Source organism: candidate division KSB1 bacterium (assembly GCA_034506255.1).
GTDB classification, from domain to species: Bacteria; Zhuqueibacterota; Zhuqueibacteria; order Zhuqueibacterales; family Zhuqueibacteraceae; genus Coneutiohabitans; species Coneutiohabitans thermophilus.
Genome location: JAPDPX010000002.1, coordinates 493,795 through 512,178 on the forward strand (window position 1 = coordinate 493,795; position 18,384 = coordinate 512,178).

At 59.8% G+C, this 18,384-nt stretch carries 10 protein-coding genes; 3 read left to right on the forward strand and 7 right to left on the reverse strand.

The window, feature by feature from the left end; all coding sequences use genetic code 11:
• Positions 1 to 132 precede the first annotated feature (132 nt).
• Both ONB52_05560 and ONB52_05565 read left to right on the forward strand, forming a co-directional pair.
• Positions 133 to 2,475 carry a PIG-L family deacetylase gene (locus tag ONB52_05560; GenBank protein ID MDZ7415615.1) on the forward strand — a complete coding sequence of 781 codons (2,343 nt, stop codon included), beginning with the start codon at positions 133 to 135 and terminating at the stop codon, positions 2,473 to 2,475.
• Positions 2,476 to 2,629: 154 nt separating this feature from the next.
• A complete protein-coding gene (locus ONB52_05565) occupies positions 2,630 to 4,006 on the forward strand; it encodes a GWxTD domain-containing protein (protein MDZ7415616.1) in 1,377 nt (458 codons plus the stop codon).
• Positions 4,007 to 4,133: 127 nt separating this feature from the next.
• Here ONB52_05565 and ONB52_05570 read toward each other — a convergent pair whose 3' ends face one another.
• A complete protein-coding gene (locus tag ONB52_05570; GenBank protein MDZ7415617.1) occupies positions 4,134 to 5,093 on the reverse strand; it encodes an esterase family protein in 960 nt (319 codons plus the stop codon).
• Between the two features lie 320 nt (positions 5,094 to 5,413).
• A complete protein-coding gene (locus ONB52_05575; protein ID MDZ7415618.1) occupies positions 5,414 to 5,824 on the reverse strand; it encodes a hypothetical protein in 411 nt (136 codons plus the stop codon).
• An 833-nt stretch (positions 5,825 to 6,657) separates the two neighbouring features.
• On the opposite strand from ONB52_05575, the gene ONB52_05580 reads away from it, so the two are divergent.
• On the forward strand, positions 6,658 to 7,743 hold the full coding sequence (locus ONB52_05580; protein ID MDZ7415619.1) for a sugar kinase: 1,086 nt from the start codon (positions 6,658 to 6,660) through the stop codon (positions 7,741 to 7,743).
• 330 nt (positions 7,744 to 8,073) lie between these two features.
• Here ONB52_05580 and ONB52_05585 read toward each other — a convergent pair whose 3' ends face one another.
• The 5 genes from ONB52_05585 to avd form a co-directional block, all read right to left on the reverse strand.
• Positions 8,074 to 13,413, reverse strand: a complete 5,340-nt coding sequence (locus ONB52_05585) for a CHRD domain-containing protein (GenBank protein ID MDZ7415620.1) — start codon at positions 13,411 to 13,413, stop codon at positions 8,074 to 8,076.
• A gap of 515 nt (positions 13,414 to 13,928) precedes the next feature.
• On the reverse strand, positions 13,929 to 14,963 hold the full coding sequence (locus tag ONB52_05590; GenBank protein MDZ7415621.1) for a zinc-binding dehydrogenase: 1,035 nt from the start codon (positions 14,961 to 14,963) through the stop codon (positions 13,929 to 13,931).
• A 274-nt stretch (positions 14,964 to 15,237) separates the two neighbouring features.
• Positions 15,238 to 16,101, reverse strand: a complete 864-nt coding sequence (locus ONB52_05595) for an amidohydrolase family protein (protein MDZ7415622.1) — start codon at positions 16,099 to 16,101, stop codon at positions 15,238 to 15,240.
• Between the two features lie 49 nt (positions 16,102 to 16,150).
• The gene (locus ONB52_05600) at positions 16,151 to 17,224 is read right to left on the reverse strand and encodes an RNA-directed DNA polymerase (GenBank protein ID MDZ7415623.1); all 1,074 of its coding nucleotides are present in this window, start codon (positions 17,222 to 17,224) and stop codon (positions 16,151 to 16,153) included.
• A gap of 754 nt (positions 17,225 to 17,978) precedes the next feature.
• Positions 17,979 to 18,347, reverse strand: a complete 369-nt coding sequence (gene avd, locus ONB52_05605) for a diversity-generating retroelement protein Avd (protein ID MDZ7415624.1) — start codon at positions 18,345 to 18,347, stop codon at positions 17,979 to 17,981.
• Positions 18,348 to 18,384: the final 37 nt, after the last annotated feature.

Here is an 18,384-nt window from a genome sequence, read left to right on the forward strand (position 1 = left end):
ACATCAATCCGTTCGGCCGGCCACTCACGAGCTGACGGCAGCCTCCGCTCCCCGCCGGTGGAATTTGGCCCGCTGCTCAAATTTTCTTTGCCTTGTATTGGGCAGAGTCATATGTTGGATGTCATGAAACGCATGATCAGACTTCGCACTGTTGTCCGCAGCCTGCCTGCACTGTTCGCGGTTTTGGGCGTTGCCTGCGAGCGCACGCCACCCTCGCCCCCTTACTTTCCCGAGACCGGACGTCCCGCGCTTTATCAACGCTCGTTGGACGCGCGTACCGACTTGCGCGTCCTGTCCCTGGCGTTGCAACCCGGCAGCGAGGACCTCGCAACCCTGGCTTATTTCCGCCTGGGCCGCGGCGCCAGCATCATGAGCGCCTTCGCCAGCAATGGCGAGGCCGGCGAAAGTGATGTGCGTAGCGAGTACCCTGCCTACCTGGCCGCCGGGCGGCGCGCCGAAGCCACGCGCGCGGCCGCCCATCTGGGCGCAGAGGTCTATTTTCTCAATTTGCCCGACCTCGCCGCCGCGCGTGATTCCGCCAGTGTCCGGCGCGTGTGGCCCGCCGACTCCGTGCGTGCGAAGCTGGCGCGTCTGTTTCTCAAGTTCCAACCGGATGTTGTTTTGCTGGCGTTCGAACCGGAACGTGGGGCTGCCGGCATGTGCTGGCCGCGGCGGTGCCTGGCTGCGGATGTGCTTGCAACGGTGCAACAACTCAAAACCGGCATACCTGCCCTGCCCGTCAATGGTGCCGGCACGCCTCAGCGCTGGAGTGTCAATCGCGTTTTCATGGAAGACAGCAGCGGCCTGGTCATGCCCGTGCAAGAGGTGCATCCCCTGTGGAAAAAATCTTATGAAGCCATCGCTGCCGAGGCAGCACAGGCTTATGCCTCGCTCAATCGCCAGCGGCAAGTATGGCGCAGCAGCCGGCCTTCCGCCTATGCGCTGCTCATGGGCGCCGCAGGCCGTGACCCGGCCGCGCTGGATGCCGGATTGCCCCTGCCGGCGAGCAGCCGGCTGCGCAGCCTGGATCGGCGCGTGCACAATTTGTCCCTGCAAACCCAGCGGGGCAAGAAGACCGGCGCGCTGGCGGAAATCGTGAGTGTGCTCGATTCGGTCAGCCTGCTGCTGGTGGAAAAAAATCTTCAGGAGACCGAGAGACGCCGGCTGCTGCATTGGAACAAAACCTTGGGCGATCTGCGCTGCAGCCTGCTGGGGGTGGAAGTCAAATTCACCCTGAGTGACACCGCCCTGAGCGAGCGGCAGCTCACCTATCTCACGCTCACCAAAGTGACCGGCCTGAGCAAGGGCGGCAATACCTCGGTTTTCTTCGGCAACGCCGATCCTCAAAGCGGCTGGATCATCGACGAAGGCTTCGAACACAAATTGCCACTGCGACTCAATGATCCCTATCGTCTGCTTTCGCCCAAAAAGATGGCGTACACGTTCCCACCGGCGTATTATCAACAGCAGGCCGAAGAGCCTTGGCACAAGCTGCTGTTCTTTGTGATTCACCGTGCCGCCAACCGCGAGCAGGATTTTACCTATCGCGCGGAAGCCAAACTCACTTTTGGGCCGCGCTTTTCCACCGAGGTGTTGAATCCGATCGTGCGCATGCACGCGAACGAGCATCTGCGCATCCGTCTCACCAACTTCTCGCGCGACGGCGTGGCGGACGAGGTGTGGGTCGATGATGCCTATGCCACGGCGCAGCCCAGCCGTTTTCGGCTGAGCCGGAAGGGCGCCACCCATCTCGATGTGCTGCCGCTCACCTGGCGCGGCGATCCGCCGCCGGGCAACTATCTGATGCAGGTGCAGATCGACAGCATTCCCGAGGCCAATTTTGTCGCACGCAAGTTTTATGCGGCGGTGGATGCAACCAAACGCATCGGGCTGCTGTCGGCCCTGAGCAACAGCCCGGTGGCGGAGGCCCTGCGCCGGCTGAACTTGCAATATGTCGCGCTTTCGCCCGCCGGATTCGCGCCACGCCTGGACTCGCTCGATGTGCTGGTTCTTGACCGCCGGCTGTTGTCGTTCCACCCCGAGTTGGCGCAACAGCGTGCCGCATTGCAGCGCTTTGCCGAGGCCGGTGGCCATGTCATCATCCTCGCACAAGAAGCTCCGGTGTGGAATAAAAGCCCGTTGTGGCAGGGCCTGCATCTTCTTCCGGTTTTGCAATGGGAGGCCAATACGCCCCTGCAAACCGCCGCCTCGCATGCTTTATCGGTCTCTCCCAATCGGTTGACAGCAGAGGATTGGGAGGGCTGGCTCTTTCAGCGTGCTTACAATTTGCTTTCCGGCCCGGCACTGGCCGAAGCGGAAGCCCCGGTAAAAGCCATGCCGGAATCCACGCCGCTGGTGCTGACCCAGACCCGTGGCCGCGGCCGCTTCACCTATGTTGATTTGGCGCTCGCGCCGCAATTGCTGAACGTGCATCCCGGCGCTTTCCGATTTTTCGCCAATTTAATCGCGCTGTGAGTATGCCCGCCGTGCAAACCGGCTGCAGTGTTATGATTCCCCACGGCTGAGCCGTGGGACATCCGGCGTTGCGTCAGAGTTGGTAAAAATTCCCCAAAGTCTCGACGGTCGTCGAGGCACAACATTTCCTGCACAGAATCCAGGTGGTTCGGTCATGAAGCCTCGCTTTGCCCTGCTGGCCTGCCTGCTGTTGGCCGCTCTTCCGGCCGCGGCGCAGGATTTGATGCCGGCCATTCCTTTCACCTTCAATCTCGACTATGCGCGGTTTCGCAATGACGCGTACAGTGGTTATTTGGAAGTTTATTACAGCTTTCAGCCGCGCGTGCTCAGCTTCCATTTCGCCAATGGCAAATACCACGCGGGCGTGAGAATCACCACACGTCTGCGCCGGCAGCCGGACGTTCGGATTGTTGCGGAAAAACGCACGCTCTTTACCGTCTCGCAAGCGGATACCGCCGCCGCCTGGTACAACCATCCCATGGTCACACAAGCCGGCTTCGCCCTGCCCCATGGCACGTATTCCCTGGAAGTCGTTGCCGAGGATTCGCTGGCGCCCGACCGCCGCGACAGTGTGACTTCCGCCCTCGAGGTGAGTGCCTATCCCAGCGGGGTGGGCCTGAGCGATCTCGAATTATGCCGCCATATCACCCCTTCCCAAAAAAAGGAAGATCTCTTTTTCAAGAACGGGATGGAAGTTGTGCCGCATCCCCAAATGGTGTTTGGCACCGCCACCACGCCGGTGGTGTTTCATTATCTCGAACTGTACAATCTCGATCCCAGCGCCACCTATCGCGTGAAAACCGTGTTGTCGGATGCGGATGGCAAGCCGGTGCGGGAAGCCAGCAAGGAGCGCGTTTATCGCGTCAAAAACAGTGTGGAAGTGGGCACCTCCAATGTGACCAACCTGCCCTCCGGCAAGTATCTTTTTCATCTGCTGCTGTTTGACCGGCGCGACAGCTTGCTTGCCGATACCGAACGGGCGTTTTTTGTTTACAATCCTCATCTCACCCCCAAACCGCCAGTCCCTGCCACAGTGGCAACCGGGGAATCCACGGATTTGGCGAAGCTCTCGCAGGAGGCCCTGGATGAGGAGTTTCAGCAGGCCGCTTATCTGGCAAAGGGCGAGGAAAACAAAGTCTTTCGCAGCCTGACGACACTCGAAGCCAAGCGCGAATTTCTCCGGCGGTTTTGGATGGACGTGGAAAAAGGCCGGGGGGACACCCCCGCCATTTCGCGCGCGGAGTATCTGCGCCGGCTCAAGATTGTCAACCAACGCTTTGCCAGTCTGAACAAGGCCGGCTGGCGTTCACATCGCGGACGTGTTTATCTGCTTTATGGCGAGCCCAGCGAAATCGAACGTTTCCCCAGCGCCGGCATTTCCAAGCCGCATGAAATCTGGCGCTATCATGCCATCGAAAACGGCGTGGAGTTCATTTTCATTGATCGTCTCGGCTTCAACGATTATGAACTGGTGCATTCCACCAAGCGCGGCGAGCTGCGCGATGAAAACTGGGAGGAGTTGTTGCGGTAGCCGGGCTGCGCGATGATCCCCGCGGGTGCCGGAACGCGGCGGCTGGTGGGGAGAGGGGGGTGTGGTGGTGTCATGGGGAAAAAGGCATTGTTGGGGTGGCTGTGCGCGGGCACCGGTCGCGTTGCCGTCACGGCGGTGACAGGGCCTCCTGCAAAAAGCGAACGAGGAAACGATCGGCCCAATGCCAGTTGTGTTCCGCGCGCGGATGCAAAACGGTTTGTGCAAATCCCAGGCGGCAGCCTTTCTCCTGGAGCAGGCGGCGAAAGTGCTCGGCACGGTCGCGGTTGCCGCGCAGACCGTCATGGGCAGTGCTGGCCACCCAGAAGCGCGTGCGGCGCAGCAGGCGCGCGGTTTCCCCGCTGGCGGCCGCGATGCCATCGGTGGCATTCCAGACGCGCAGAGCGCGACGGCTCCTTGGTTTGCCCAACGCGGCGTTGAACAACGGCGCCGCCAGCCATATGCGGTCACTATTGTCACCGTCGCCCTGGCGCGGGTCGCGATGTCCCGGCCACATCAACGTGCCGTCGTAAATGGCGGCCTCCTCGAAATACCCCGGCCGTTTCGCTGCCAGCAGGCTCACCGTAAATCCCCCCAGGGAAAAACCCGCCATCAGTTTTTTGGTCATGGCACTGACATAGCGCCGGTCATACTCGGGCAGAAGCTCGCTGGTGAGATATTGCCAAAAGCGTCCCGTGCCCAGGCCCTTGTGTTTCGCGGGCCAAACGCCCACCATGTCGATTCCCAAAGAGGGCACCGCGTTGTCAGCGGAATTCAAACCGGGCATGACCACCACGACGGGCGGCAGCCTGGTACTGTGGATGAGTGCATCGAGGTCTTCAATGGCCGTGGATCTCCGGCGCGAAGCATCCTCATGAAAATTGCACCATTCCCGCTCGTGACCGCGAAAGAGATAAAGCAATGCGGCGGCGCGGCCGGCTTGATAGCCGGGCGGTTCATAGACGAAGCAGGCTTTGCCACACTGCAGGCTGGGGGAATGGCGCCATTCCAGGCGCAGCGTGCCGTGCAGCGAATTGGCATGACGCGCCAGAATTTCGGCATGTATATTTGCGCGAGTGGAGCTTGGCATTGTGCAACCGGGGATGAATGGTGGCGGCCGCGGCACTCGGCGGCCGGAGGGTGTGATCTGGATTTTGCGTGGGAATTGTTGCCCTGCTCACCTGCGGTTGCCTGCGCAGGTGAAAGCATGATGTGAAATTCAGGTGTCAAGCCGGAGGTGCGTGAGCGCCACCACGCGCCCCCGCAGGCTGTCATTGCCTCACCGGTGCCGGCATGCTTTGCGCGGCACCGGCTGCCTGCTGCAATGACAGCCGCGGCGCGTCTTCAACGGCGTGAAGCGGAAATTGCCGGAAGAGATAATTCAGGAATCAACACCGGCACGTGACGACGTCACCGTCCGGCATCAGGCTTTGTAGATGCTTGCCACCACGGCGCCGAAGAGCACCCACTCGATGAAAACGATGCCGCCCATGCACCAGGTGAGATAGTAGGGAAAGTTGGGCATGGTGAGCGGGCTGTAGAACATGCCGAAAAACTGATCAAGCCCACGAAGACGCCGAAGAGCATGCCGCCTTTGGCGCCCGCCGGCCACGAGCCGCGCGTGCGGGCAAATAGCAAGGCGCCGGCGAGGCCGATCAGAATTGCAATAACCGTGAACCAGATCGGATTGGCATCCTGGCGAAAGACGTTCGGCAGGGATTTGTAAGTATTTCCCATGACCAGGCCGTGCATGATGAATTCGTAAACCGCATTGACCACGCCGCCGACCAGGCCAGCAACCAGAGCTTTGGACCAGTTCATAAACTCCCTCCTCTGTGGTTGAACAACCAACGATAGATGTTGCTGCAGCGGGAAGCCGGCAGCGGTGCCGGCTGGCAGGCACAGCCGCACGCTTGAGCAAACTCCCGTGTGGAAAAAGTAAATAATTGTACCTGGTTTGTCAATTGTCAAAATCGGCTCGCGGGAACAGGAGATTGCTTTTGACGGCAGCTCTGTTTTATTTCTAAATTGTGCACCCAGAGTAATCACCTTCGCGAGAAACGCCGCTTGGATCGCGACGCCCGACCCCCCAAGGGGTGGTGCATAAAAAATTTGCAGGCAAATGTGCCGTCAACTCTGGTAGCAGTGAACTGTTTTTAGTTTTTAGTGAAGCTGCATATCGCATACCCCGAAACTCCGTCAGGAGTGACCTGCTTGGCCTCTTCAAAAAAACGCGCCAGATCATGAGAAATTCTACAGGCCACTCCCAACGGAGTTTAAAGACATACAGGCATCGAATGTCTACAAACAGTTCACTCCTGACGGAGTTTGGTAAACACGCCATTTCTCCCAGGCAACAGCAAGCCAGCATGCAAAATTCAGGTTATTAGTGTTTGTCCAAAATCACAGCCCGCCAACAGGTGCGCTCCTGCAACAACGGGGCCGGTGCCTGGCAGTCTCCCGGACCTTGTTGCAACGCACAGTTTTGAAAGCTACAGCGTTGTCGGGAGTGAAGCAGTTTCAAACAGACATCTGACCGGCAGCGTGGAAAAAGTTCGACTGTCAAATTCCTGGTTGACGAGCGGTGGCCGGGCCGTGTCCCTGCCCGCCGCCGATAATCACATCAACTCCAACCTTCCCGAGGTGAGATCATCATGGCACTCAAAATCAAACCTGCCCATGAAACCGAATTCGATTTGCTGGCACTGGGTGAATGCATGATTCGGTTGAGCCCGCCCGGGCATCAGCGCATCGAGCTGACCCCGGTTTTCGAAGCCTATGCCGGCGGCGGGGAATACAACGTCGCCTATGCCCTGGCGCGCTATGGCCTGCGCACCGCCTGGGTGTCACGTCTGGTCGACAACCCGCTCGGTGCCTTCATCCGCAATCACGCCCAGGCCAGCGGCATGAATCTCAGTGAAGTGATTTGGGTGCCTTATGATGGGGTGGGCCGTGCCGACCGCATCGGCTTGAATTTCACCGAAGTCGGCATCGGCGTGCGGCCCAGCGTCACGTTGTACGATCGCGGCCATTCTGCCGCTTCGCACATGCGGCGCGGGGAAGTCGACTGGCACCGTCTCTTCAGCCGGCGCAAAGTGCGCTGGTTTCACACCGGCGGCATCTTCACGGCGTTGAGCGACAGTTGCGCCGAGGTCGTTGCCGAGGCCATGCAGGCGGCGCATGAAGCCGGCACGGTGGTGAGCTACGACCTCAATTTTCGCAGCAAGCTGTGGTCGAGTCAGCGTGCCATCGCAGTGACAAAAAAGCTGGTGCCCTATGTTGATGTGCTCATTGGCAATGAGGAGGATTTCCAGAAAGTGCTGGGCTTCGAGGTCGCAGGCACGGATGAACAGCTCAAGACGCTGCCGGTCGAAGGCTACAAGATGATGGTGGAAAAAGTCGTGACGGCTTACCCGCATCTCGGCGCGGTGGGCACCACGCTGCGCGAAGTGGTGAGCGGCCTGGTCAACAACTGGTCGGCGATCCTGTATTATGACGGACAGTTTTATCAATCACGACGCTATGAGCATCTCGAGATCGAAGATCGCGTCGGCGGCGGCGACGGGTTTTGCAGCGGTTTCGTGTACGGCCTGCTGCACGGCCTGGCGCCGCAGGAATGCGTGGAAATGGGCGCGGCGCACGGCGCGCTGCTGCAAAGCACGCGCGGCGACACCAGCATGGTGACGCTGGAGGAAATCAAACACGTGATGGCGGGGGGCAGCGCACGCATCAAACGTTGAATCTGGCGCAATCCGCCCGCAGCACGGCAATTACCGGAGCATTGGCCGAACAAGTCAACCGTGCGCCAATCATGCTGCCGCTGGATTGGTGCCCGGCCGGAAATGTTCCAACCGGCTGAGCCGTGCCTTCCGAAACTTGGCATTGCGCGTACCTTCCTGATATTTTGCTGCCACCTCCCAGCCCGGGCAGGAACGCCCTCATCAAAAAACTCGGAACTCCGGACACCGCCGGATGGCATCCGTCACCGGATTTTCCACAACAAAAAACGCCACTGGTGCAACACCAGTGGCGTTCCGGTTTCGGCAATTTCCGATGGATGGTGCGCGGGCTTATTTCAACAAGGTCATCTTGCGCGCCTGCACGAAGCCTGCGGTTTCAATCCGGTAAATGTAGATGCCGCTGGCCACGCGAGTGCCGTCATCGCTCTTGCCGTCCCACGAAATCTGCCTGAAGCCGGGTGCCTCCATGCCATCGACCAGCGTCCGCACGCGCTTGCCCAGCAGGTTGTAGATCGCCAGTTTCACGTGCACCTGCTTCGGCAAATCATAGCGGATGATGGTGGTGGGATTGAAGGGATTGGGATGGTTCTGCAGCAGGGCAAAGCGTTCGGGCAGGCCAGCGTTCTCTTCGTCCACGCCGGTGGTGGGCGTGATGTCCGTCGTCAGAATCGGAAGAAGCTGATAGCCCGTGGCAGGATTGGAGGAGCTGAACTGACCCAATACGCCCTCGAAGACAAATGTCCCCTTTGGAATGGGCACGCCCGCAATTTTGGTATCCGTGGCCACCGGCGTACGCAGGGCCACGGCGCCGGATTGATCGCTGGCATCGGTGATGGTGTAGCTTTTGTTGGCCACGAACACCGTGTCGCCGGCGGGATTGATGCTCAGGCCCTCCACCCGGATCAACTCGCTTTCATAGGCCTCGCCGTTGGCAGCCAGCTCGGCCAGGGTGACCTTCTGCGTTGTCGGCAGCGCGTTGTCGCGTGAAATCACTTCGAAGCTGCTGATGGGTGCGATTTCCTTCAGCGAATTGAACTCGGTGAGTGTGCCGGTGAGGCGCAGTCGATCGCCCAGCCGCACCTTGCCGCTGTCAATCGCCGCCCGGAAACTGCCACTGGTCTGAAATGCGGTGATACCCGCGGTGGCGTCCTGCAGCCGTGCAAAACGGCCGAGCGCGCGGGTGACAATGCCCTCCACCGTGACCACCGTACCGTTGGCCGTTTCGCGTGCTATCGCAATCGGCACGATGGCTGTGGCACCCGGAATAAGCTGGCCGCGAATCTCGCCACCGGGATGATCGGCCGAATGCACGTTGACATAAAGCTGGCTCGCCAGCAGCTCCACCACCAAATCCGTGGTGAGTGCCTGGGTGGTGTCACTGCTCTTCCACACGCCGCTGGCAGCGGTACCGGTGAAGGGGATGTCGCGCACCACCGGGCCATTCTTGCCGCGTCCGGCATTGTGGAAATGCGCAGCGCGAAAAGCGCTGCGCAGGCCGGTGTAACGAACCTCATAGGCCAGCTCCGTGCCGCTGGCATCCAGCGTGATGCTGGCATAGCCGGCGGCATTCGTCGTCACCGGTGGCACTTCCTGGCTGCCTTCCAATTGCGCCGCGAATTTGATGGCTGCGCCGGTCAACACCTGGCCGCGAATTTCGCCGCCGGGATGGGCCGCGGTGTGGACATTCACATACAGATTGCCGGCGAGCAACTCCGCCACCAGCGCCGGGGTCAAGGGTTGAGAGGCATCGCTGCTGCTCCACACGCCGGTGGCCACCGTGTCGGTGAAGGCGAGATCGCGCACCACCGGCCCGTTCGTCCCTGCGGCAGCGTTGTGAAAATGCGCGGCCGTAATCGGCCCGCTGAGATTGGCGACTTTGATTTTGAAAGCAAGTTGTGTGCGGTCTTCATTCAACACAAAACGTCCGCCGCCGGCGGCCACGGTGGTGACCGCGGGATTTTCCTGCGCGCCATTCAGCACCGCATGAAAGACCGTTACGGCCCCCGGGCGCAATTGTCCGCGAACTTCGCCGCCAGGATTCGTGGCGGTATGAACATTCACATAGATCTTGCCAGCCAGCAACTCCGCCACCAGGGCCGGGGTGAGCGGTTCGGGATCATTGTTGCGCCACACGCCGCCGGCAGTGTTGCCGGAGAAATCAGCCGTGATCGTGCGCACGGGCGGGCCATTTACGCCGGCGGGCGCATTGTGAAAGTGTGCCGCGGCAATCGCGCTGCTCAGATTATTGACGGTGACCGAGAAGCTCAACTCTGTGCCGGTGGCATTCAGGGTGAAACTGCCGCTGCCGTTCGCCGGCGTCGTCACCGGCGGCACTTCCTGGCTGCCGTTGAGCGTGGCCGTGAAATTGATCGCCGTCCCTCGCAGCACCTGGCCGCGAATTTCGCCGCCGGGATGAGCCGCGGTGTGCACATTGACATACAGATTGCCGGCGAGCAACTCCGCCAGCAGCGCCGGCGTCAGCGGCTGGTTGGGGTCGCTGCTCGACCACGTGCCACTGGCAACACCGTCGGTGAAGGCAATATCGCGCACCACCGGTCCGTTTGCGCCACTGGCGGCATGGTGAAAATGTGCCGCGGTAATCGGCCCGCTGAGTCCGATCACACTCAGGTGGAAACTGAGCGCGGTTTGATCCTCATTCAACACGAACATGCCGCCGCCCTGCGCCGGAGTGGCGACCGCAGGCACCTCCTGGCTGCCGCTCAGCGTCGCAAAGAAAACCGCCGGCGCCTTGAAATCGCTGCGGCGCGACGGCTGAATCTGCGGCGTGTTGTTGAAGGAAGTGGCCACGCCGATGACACTCACGGGATTGGGCGGCTGCAGCGAGCCGTCGATGTCGGTGTCGCGATCGATGAACATCGCCAGCTCACCGGTGCCGTCGTTGATGGTGAGCGTCCTGTCGCTGTTCTCCGGCGGAAATGTGCCGATGATACTGGCCTGATTGACGCGAATCAACTCACCCTCGATTGCGGCGCGATTGCTGACATATTCGGCCACCGTCACCACCTGCGGCGCCGGCAGGCCGGGTTGATCGATCACCACGATCGAATCCGGCACGGTTTCCACGTTGCGGCGGCCGGCATTGGTGCCGAGGCGGCTGTCCTTCACCAGCACACGCGTGCCCTGGGAGAGGGCGGATTTGCCACTGCCCACGAACATGCGAATGCCGCCGGTGGCATCCTGCAAATAAAATTCCGAGCTGTTCGTGCTCGACAATCGGAAATCCACCGTGGTGATGATGCCGGAAATCGTGATCTTCTCCGTGCCATCCGGCATTTGCCGCACGACGCCGATCGGCGCAATGCCGCGGAAGCCGGGCAGCAGTTGCCCGCGAATCTCGCCGGCGGGATTGGCCGCCGTGTGGAAATTGATGTAGATCGTGCCGGCCAGCAGCTCGACCACCAGCGCCGGGGTCAACGCCTCGGCATCAGAATTCTTCCACACACCTGAGCCGCTGCCGCTGCCCAGTTCACTGGTGAGCGTGCGCACCGCCGGGCCAGTGACGCCGCGATTGGCGTTGTGGAAATGTGCCGCGGTAACCGCTCCGCTCAAACCAATGGTGCCAACATTGAAGCTCAATTCCGTGCCGGCAGCGTTGAGTTTGAAATAACCAATACCGGCCGCCTCGGTCGCCACCGGCGGCACTTCCTGGCTGCCTTCGATTTGCGCCTCGAAGTTGATGACCTTGCCGCTTTCCAACTGCCCGCGAATTTCACCCTCGGGATGGGCGGCCGTGTGCACATTCACATAGAGGTTGCCCGCCAGCAAATCCGCCACCAGCGCCGGGGTCAGCGGCTCGGCATCCGTGCTGCGCCACACGCCGCTTGCCGTGGTGTCGGTGAAGTCCGCGGTGAGGGTGCGCACCGGCGAACCATTGCTGCCGCGCGGCGCGAGATGAAAATGCGCCGCGGTGATCGGACCGCTGAGATTGCGCACCTTGATCAGGAAGCTCAACGCCGTCTGCTCGGCGTTCAGCACGAAGTATCCTCCACCGGCCGCGGTTGTGGCCACCGCCGGGTTCTCCTGCTTGCCTTCCAGCACCGCCAGAAAGACCGTTTCCGCGCCGGCGCGAATTTGCCCGCGAACTTCGCCGCTGGGATTGGCGGCCGTGTGCACATTCACATACAGCTTGGTGGCGAGCAATTCCGCCACCAGTGCCGGCGTCAGGGCCTCGACCGTGTCGCTGTTGCTCCACACGCCGGTGGCCGTGCCGCCGGTGAAAGCTGTGGTGAAGGTGCGCACCGGCGGACCATTGACGCCGGTGGCCGCATTGTGAAAATGCGCCGCAGTCAGCGGGCCGCTCAAATCATTCACCGCTACTTCGAATTGCAATTGCGTGCCGGTGGCATTCAAACGGAATTTGCCCACGCCCTTGCCCGGCACATTGACCGGCGGCACTTCCTGCTGGCCGGTGAGGCTGGCGGTGAATTGCCGCTCGCTGCCCAGCACCACCTGACCGCGAATTTCGCCGTTGGGATGGGCGGTGGTATGCACGTTGACGTAAATGTTGCCCGCCAGCAGTTCATTCACCAGCGCCGGAGTCAACGGCTCGGCATCCGTGCTTTTCCAACTGCCGCTGGCCACCTCCCCCTGAAAATCCGCGGTGAGTGTGCGCACCGGCGGGCCGGTCACACCGGCTGCGGCATTGTGAAAATGCGCGGCTGTAATCGGCCCGCTCAAGCCGGTGACACTCAGGTAAAAGCGCAGCTCGTCGCGCTGATCATTCAGCACAAAATAGCCGCCGCCGGTGGCGGGCAGCGTGAGGGCGGGCACCTCCTGGCTGCCATTCAGCACCGCCATGAAATAGGCCGGTTGCTTGGCCAGGCCATCCGGCACGGTGCCGGGCGTGGGCGTGTTGTCCTCCGTCCAACTGCCGCCGGCAAAGCTGAAATTCTCGCTGGTTTCATCATGGCCGGTGATGCCGTTGCCGCTGCTGAGTTTTTCGCCGGCCTCGGGTGCGTTGCGCGCGGCGCTGGAACCGTTGTCATGCGGTGCGCTGTCGACGTCATTGTCGGCATTGACCGCCGTTTGGCTTGCGACCGGTGTGTCGTTTTTGTAGCTGGATGGATTACTATCGGCATCGGGACCGTCAATCGCGAGCCCACTTTTGTCGACGGCTGTGCTTTTGTCGCCCCACACGACATAATCGACGTCCTGCACCAGGTCGCTCACCCCATCCCAAGTGAACAAGACGATGGTTTCGCGATCGTTGGTCAGGCCGGCAGTTCCCGAGACAGCGATGCCGATCATGTCCGCGATCGTGGTGTCGGTCCCCAAAACTTCATAATCGGGAGCAACGCCATAGCGGGTCTTGAATCCGGCTCCGGTGAAGGCAACCACTTTCACGCCGCCGGGCGCAATGCTGGCGCCGTCCGGGAACTTGGCCAGAAAATCGAAGTTTGCGACCGTTAGCGCCCCGGCGCCATTGACGACTTTCACGTAGTCGGGGTTGCCGGTGCTGACATCATCAGTGAGATAGTAGTTCGAGAGATCAATCGTACTGAAAGTTGGATTGAAGATCTCGATGAACTCACCATCGGTGGGCGTGACCACGAACTCGGAGATGAGCAGGTGATCGCTTTGACCGAACGCCGGCACTGCCGGGCCCAGCCCAAGGCAAACCAAAACGAGAATGCGTTGCAACCATCTCATGAACCTCCTCCTTCGCGTTGGTTAAGGTGTGCTGAGGGATTTTGACGAGATTGGGTGAGTTGGGGAGACCGCGGCGGTGGTGAGGAAAAAGGGCCGAACAAGCTCTTTTGCACATCGGGCATGGTCCCCGTCCAGTTTTGCCGGGAAAACTGCTGTTGCCCCGTCTGCGCCACGTTGCCGGTCAGTGCGATGAAGATCCGGAGCTTTTGTGTGAAGATTGGAGTGCAGGTGCGTGCGCGGCCGCAGTTCGCGAGCCTGCGGCCGGTGGCAAAAGCAGGCGGAAAAGTAGGAGAATTCCCGAGAAAGTCAAGCTTGAAATTTCCCGCCGAGTGATGCTTTGCCGTGGGACTTCGCTCTCGCGGGAGAATCCCCTTCTCACCGCGTTCCTTCTTCCACGCCACCACTCTCCCATGAAAAATTTTTCGCGGGATTTCGCCTTCGTGGGAGATTTTCGCCCGCCGCTTTTTTTGAAAGGGACGAATGTGATGGCACAGGGCAACGCCTCAGGAAATCTTTCAGCCGGACACGGCCAGCACCACTTTGCCGAATTGTTCCCGTCGCGCCAGCAGACGATGCCCCTCCGCGGCTTCGTGCAGCGGCAGCACGCGGTCGATCACCGGCCGCAGCATGCCGGCCTCGAACAGCTCGGTGAGATGCCGCATCTCACCCTGCGAGCCCATGATGCTGCCGAAGAGGGTGAGGTTGCGCGAGAAGAGATAGCGCAGATCGGTCACCGCGCGATAGCCGCTGGTGGCGCCGCAGGTGACCACGCGGCCGCCGGGTGCCAGCACTTTGATGGAATCGTCCCAGGTCTTTTCGCCGACGTGTTCGAAGACGATGTCCACCCCGCGGCGTTTGGTGATCTGGCGCGCGACTTCGCGGAAATTCTGTTCCTCATAATTGATCAAAAAATCCGCGCCCAGCGCCTGCGCCTTCTCCAGCTTGGCCGCGCTGCCCGCCGCGGCAATTACCCGCGCGCCGTGCAGCTTGGCGATCTGAATCGCGGCCACCCCCACGCCGCTGCCGGCGGCCAGCACCAGCACCCAGTCCGCCGGCTGCACCCGGCATTTGCTCACCAGCATGTGCCAGGCAGTGAGAAAGGTGAGCGGAAAAGCCGCGGCCTCATGAAAATTGAGAGTCGCAGGCTTGGGAATGATATTGACGGCGGGCACGGCGATATATTCGGCATATCCACCGCTGCGATGTTCGCCGATCACCCCGTAGTGGAAGCAATAGTTGTCGCGCCCCGACAGGCAGGCTTTGCAATGGCCGCAGGAAACCCCCGGCGAAACGATGACCTCCGCGCCGGGTTGCACATGCGTCACGCCCGGCCCGACCTGCGCCACCACCCCCGAAATATCCGAGCCCAAAATGTGCGGCAGCGCCAGCTTCAAGCTGGGAAGGCCGCGCCGCACCCAGAGGTCCAGATGATTGAGCGCGCAGGCCTTGATCGCCACCAACACCTGCCCCGGCCCGGCCTCGGGCGTGGGCAGTTCACCATATGTCAAAACCTCTTCAGTGCCGTGTTGGTTGAAGTAGACGCATTTCATCGCTCACCTCGGGTGAAAATTTGCCGGTTGTCGTTCGAGAATATTCCAGCCCCGGCTGAGCCGAAGTCTATGCAACTGTCGGTCGAGCGTGTTCCAGCCCGGGCTGGACCGGGGTTTGTAAAGCTTTCCGCCTCGTGAAGCCCGCTGCAATTTGCTGCAACGGCCTGGCCGTTGCAGGAACAATTCTCAAGCGCTGGCGGAGCCAACTGCCTCACCGCGGCGTGGCGGAGCACACTGAGAAAGGCTTTTTGATCCAATCCGCCGGGTCGCCGGCTCAACCCCGCAGGGCACCGCAGGCGCACAGCAGACGCCGGGCATTCTCATAAAGAATCGCGTTTTTCATCTCGTCGCGCAGCGGCAGCTTGAGGAAATCGTCAACGTTCCTGCGCAAGTCCCACACGCCCGGGCTCGGCCAGTCCGTGCCCCACAGGGTTTTGCCGGCGATTTCCTCGAGGCGCGGCAAATAGTCCAGCAATTTTTTCGGAGGAATGCCGGAGATGTCGATGTGGACGTTTGGGTGGCGGCGCAGCAGGAAAAAGGTGGTTTCGGTGTGCAGCGGCCGGCCGGCGTGCGCGATGATGATTTTTAAATTGGGGAAATCCACCGCCACGTCGTCGATCGGCATGGTGTCGGCGAAGACATTGCGCGCGCCCGGAAAGATGCTGGTGCCGCCGTGAAACATCACCAGCATGCCCTCCTGTTCGGCGCGGCGGTAGAGAATCTCCTGCGCTGTGTTGCCGGCGCGATAAGCATTGGCGGCAAGTGCCTGATGCGGCGGATGCACTTTCAAACAGCGAATGCCCAATTTCAGCAAACGCGTCAGCTCGGCCTCGACATCCTCGCAGAAGCGCGGATGCACGCCGCCAAAAGCGATCAGGCGCTGCGGATTTTCCCTGCAATAGTTGGCGACGAAATCATTCGTCGCCGCGGTGAAGCCCATGAGATCCGGGCTGGGATAATTGATGAGTCCGGCTCGTTCGATGCCGTTGGCGTCGAGAAACTCCAGAAAGGCGCGCGGCGATTGGATGAACTCTTCGATCGCGGCCATATCTTTGCGGCCGGCGGTCATCTTCTCGCGCACCCCGGGCTTGAGCTGTTCCCAGGGTTGAATGTGGACGTGGATGTCGATGATGGGCATAAATGCAACAAAAAAAGATGAAAGAGAAAACACAAGAAAAAGAATATGGTTATGCCGGATACAAGGGCGAGCCGAATTTTGCAAGTCTCGGCATGAGTGCGCGGCGCAGCGTCCAGGTGTTGGCCTGACCCGCGTGCCCCAGCCAGCTCATTAGGGATTGCCGAATCTCCGGCAGTGAGATTTTTTGCCGGGCATACTTCTTTTGAAACTGCCGCATGCGCCGGGCAAAGCGCCGCACGTTTTCCGGCACCAGCAAGCGATGCCTCGGAAAAACAATTTGTCCCAAAAATCGCTGCCCGCAATTAACCGGGCGAATCTGGCATTTCTCCAAGTAGAGTTTCAACCGAAAATCATTGAGACAGGTCTGCAATCGCGGCAAAAGCGATTGCAGATAAACCGGCGAATCATCGAGCAAGACGGCGTCATCGACATAACGCAGATAAAACCGGCAGCGCAGTTGCTCTTTCACAAAATGGTCAAAGGGATTGAGATAAACATTGGCGAAAAACTGGCTGGTCAAGTTGCCGATGGGCAGGCCGCGCCGCCGCTCGAAGGGCGCGAACAGATCGTCGCCGGGGAAATACCAGTTGGTTTCCACTTGCGGGTTGCTGCCGTCGATGATTCTGTCAATGAGCCAAAGTGTTTCCGGGTCGGCAGTAACGTGACGGATTTCGCGTTTCAAAATTTCGTGATCGATGCTGGGAAAATATTGGCGCAGGTCGATTTTGAGGAGGTATTTCGCCTGCCGCATGAAATGTTGCAGCCGGCGAATGGCGGCGTGGGTGCCTTTGCCGACGCGATTGGCGTAGCTGTCAAAAATAAATTGGCGCTCGAACAGCGGGCCGATGACATTGATGAGCGCATGGTGCACGACGCGGTCGCGAAACGGCGCGGCGCTGATCAGACGTTTCTTCGGCTCGTAAATGAAAAAGGCGCGATATTCGCCGGGTTGATACGTTTGGGCTTGCAGCTCGCGCAAAAGCTGCAGCGCGTTGTGCTCGAGGTCGTGAAAAAACGCCAGCGCGTGCGGACGGAAACGCTTGCCGGCGGCGGCTTTTTTTGCCGCCAGCAATAAATTCTCAAACGAGCAGATTTTGGCGTAGAGGTTTTTGTGGGTTTTCATGGATAACTCCGATAGGAGTGAAATGTTTATAGAAACAGTGTTCCGGATTTGGGAACTCCGTAGGAGTGGCATGTTTTCTTGCTAAATGATCAAGGCGTGGTTTCAACGCAATGCGAAATGTCACTCCTACGGAGTTTAAGAGCTTTTGAAATTCAAATGTCTATAAACATGTCAACCCCACGGGTTTTACGGCTTGTGCTCATTTTGGACGCGGCGGCGCTTTCGAGCCCGAAAGCCTACTCACGCCGCCAGGCCCGCACCGACCGCGCCGGTTGAGAGGCCGGGACGACCGGGCTTTGTTTGTGTGCCGCACGCTCACTTTTCATGCGGCCCAGCCGGAGGGAACCTTGTCATGTTCAGTCGTCCATCTCCGAGTCCGTGAACGCGGAGCATTGGCCGGCTAAACTCGCCGGTTTGGTTTGAGCATGATTCGCCGACCACGCACACCCGGAAACCGTTGTTGTGGTTCCTGTTGTCGGGATTGTTGTTGTTGCGCCCCGACCCGCGAAGGTCGTTTCGGCTCCACCCCGTTTGCAACAAAAAGCAAACAGCAAACAGAAAAAAAGCAAAAAATTGATCGCTGAAATGCCGCAATAAGAATGTCATTCAGGAGGAATCCTGTTTGTAACCCGCACCGTGCTGATGACGAACAAGTTTCCTACGCGATGACATTTCTCTCCACCCGTAACTTGAGATGATACGCAGGCATCCTTTTTGAATTGAGCATGGTGCTGGAACTGAAAAATTCTTATGGTTACTCTTCCGGACGTCCAGCGCCTGAAGGCGCCACTACGAACTTCTTCATCAGCCCGCCCAACATGCGGCCGATTTCATCCAAGCCTTGCGCGGCAAATTCGTAGGAACCGGTGGTGATCAATTTCATGGAATGGCTTAGACGCACTAACAGCCGCAAAAAGAACAAATGCTCATCGGCTTTTTGCAGCAGCGGCAATTTTTGTTTGCGATAGCTGGCCAGCGACACCAACTCCAAAAAGTCCAAAAACTGATTTTCAATACGCACCGCCATGGAAAACCGGCGGCTTTTGGGAAATTTCTCGGTGTGGTTGAACAGCCATTGGCACAGATCGTAGCTTTTTTGCACGAGTTTCAATTCTTCTGCCATAGTCAGCCTCCTTAAGTTTCAAAAAAATTTTCGAGGC

Excerpts from the sequence above, each read along its gene's own strand:
- ONB52_05560 (MDZ7415615.1), top strand. The coding sequence starts at position 133 with ATGATCAGACTTCGCACTGTTGTCCGCAGCCTGCCTGCACTGTTCGCG.
- ONB52_05565 (MDZ7415616.1), top strand. The coding sequence starts at position 2,630 with ATGAAGCCTCGCTTTGCCCTGCTGGCCTGCCTGCTGTTGGCCGCTCTT.
- ONB52_05570 (MDZ7415617.1), bottom strand. The coding sequence starts at position 5,093 with ATGCCAAGCTCCACTCGCGCAAATATACATGCCGAAATTCTGGCGCGT.
- ONB52_05575 (MDZ7415618.1), bottom strand. The coding sequence starts at position 5,824 with ATGAACTGGTCCAAAGCTCTGGTTGCTGGCCTGGTCGGCGGCGTGGTC.
- ONB52_05580 (MDZ7415619.1), top strand. The coding sequence starts at position 6,658 with ATGGCACTCAAAATCAAACCTGCCCATGAAACCGAATTCGATTTGCTG.
- ONB52_05585 (MDZ7415620.1), bottom strand. The coding sequence starts at position 13,413 with ATGAGATGGTTGCAACGCATTCTCGTTTTGGTTTGCCTTGGGCTGGGC.
- ONB52_05590 (MDZ7415621.1), bottom strand. The coding sequence starts at position 14,963 with ATGAAATGCGTCTACTTCAACCAACACGGCACTGAAGAGGTTTTGACA.
- ONB52_05595 (MDZ7415622.1), bottom strand. The coding sequence starts at position 16,101 with ATGCCCATCATCGACATCCACGTCCACATTCAACCCTGGGAACAGCTC.
- ONB52_05600 (MDZ7415623.1), bottom strand. The coding sequence starts at position 17,224 with ATGAAAACCCACAAAAACCTCTACGCCAAAATCTGCTCGTTTGAGAAT.
- avd (MDZ7415624.1), bottom strand. The coding sequence starts at position 18,347 with ATGGCAGAAGAATTGAAACTCGTGCAAAAAAGCTACGATCTGTGCCAA.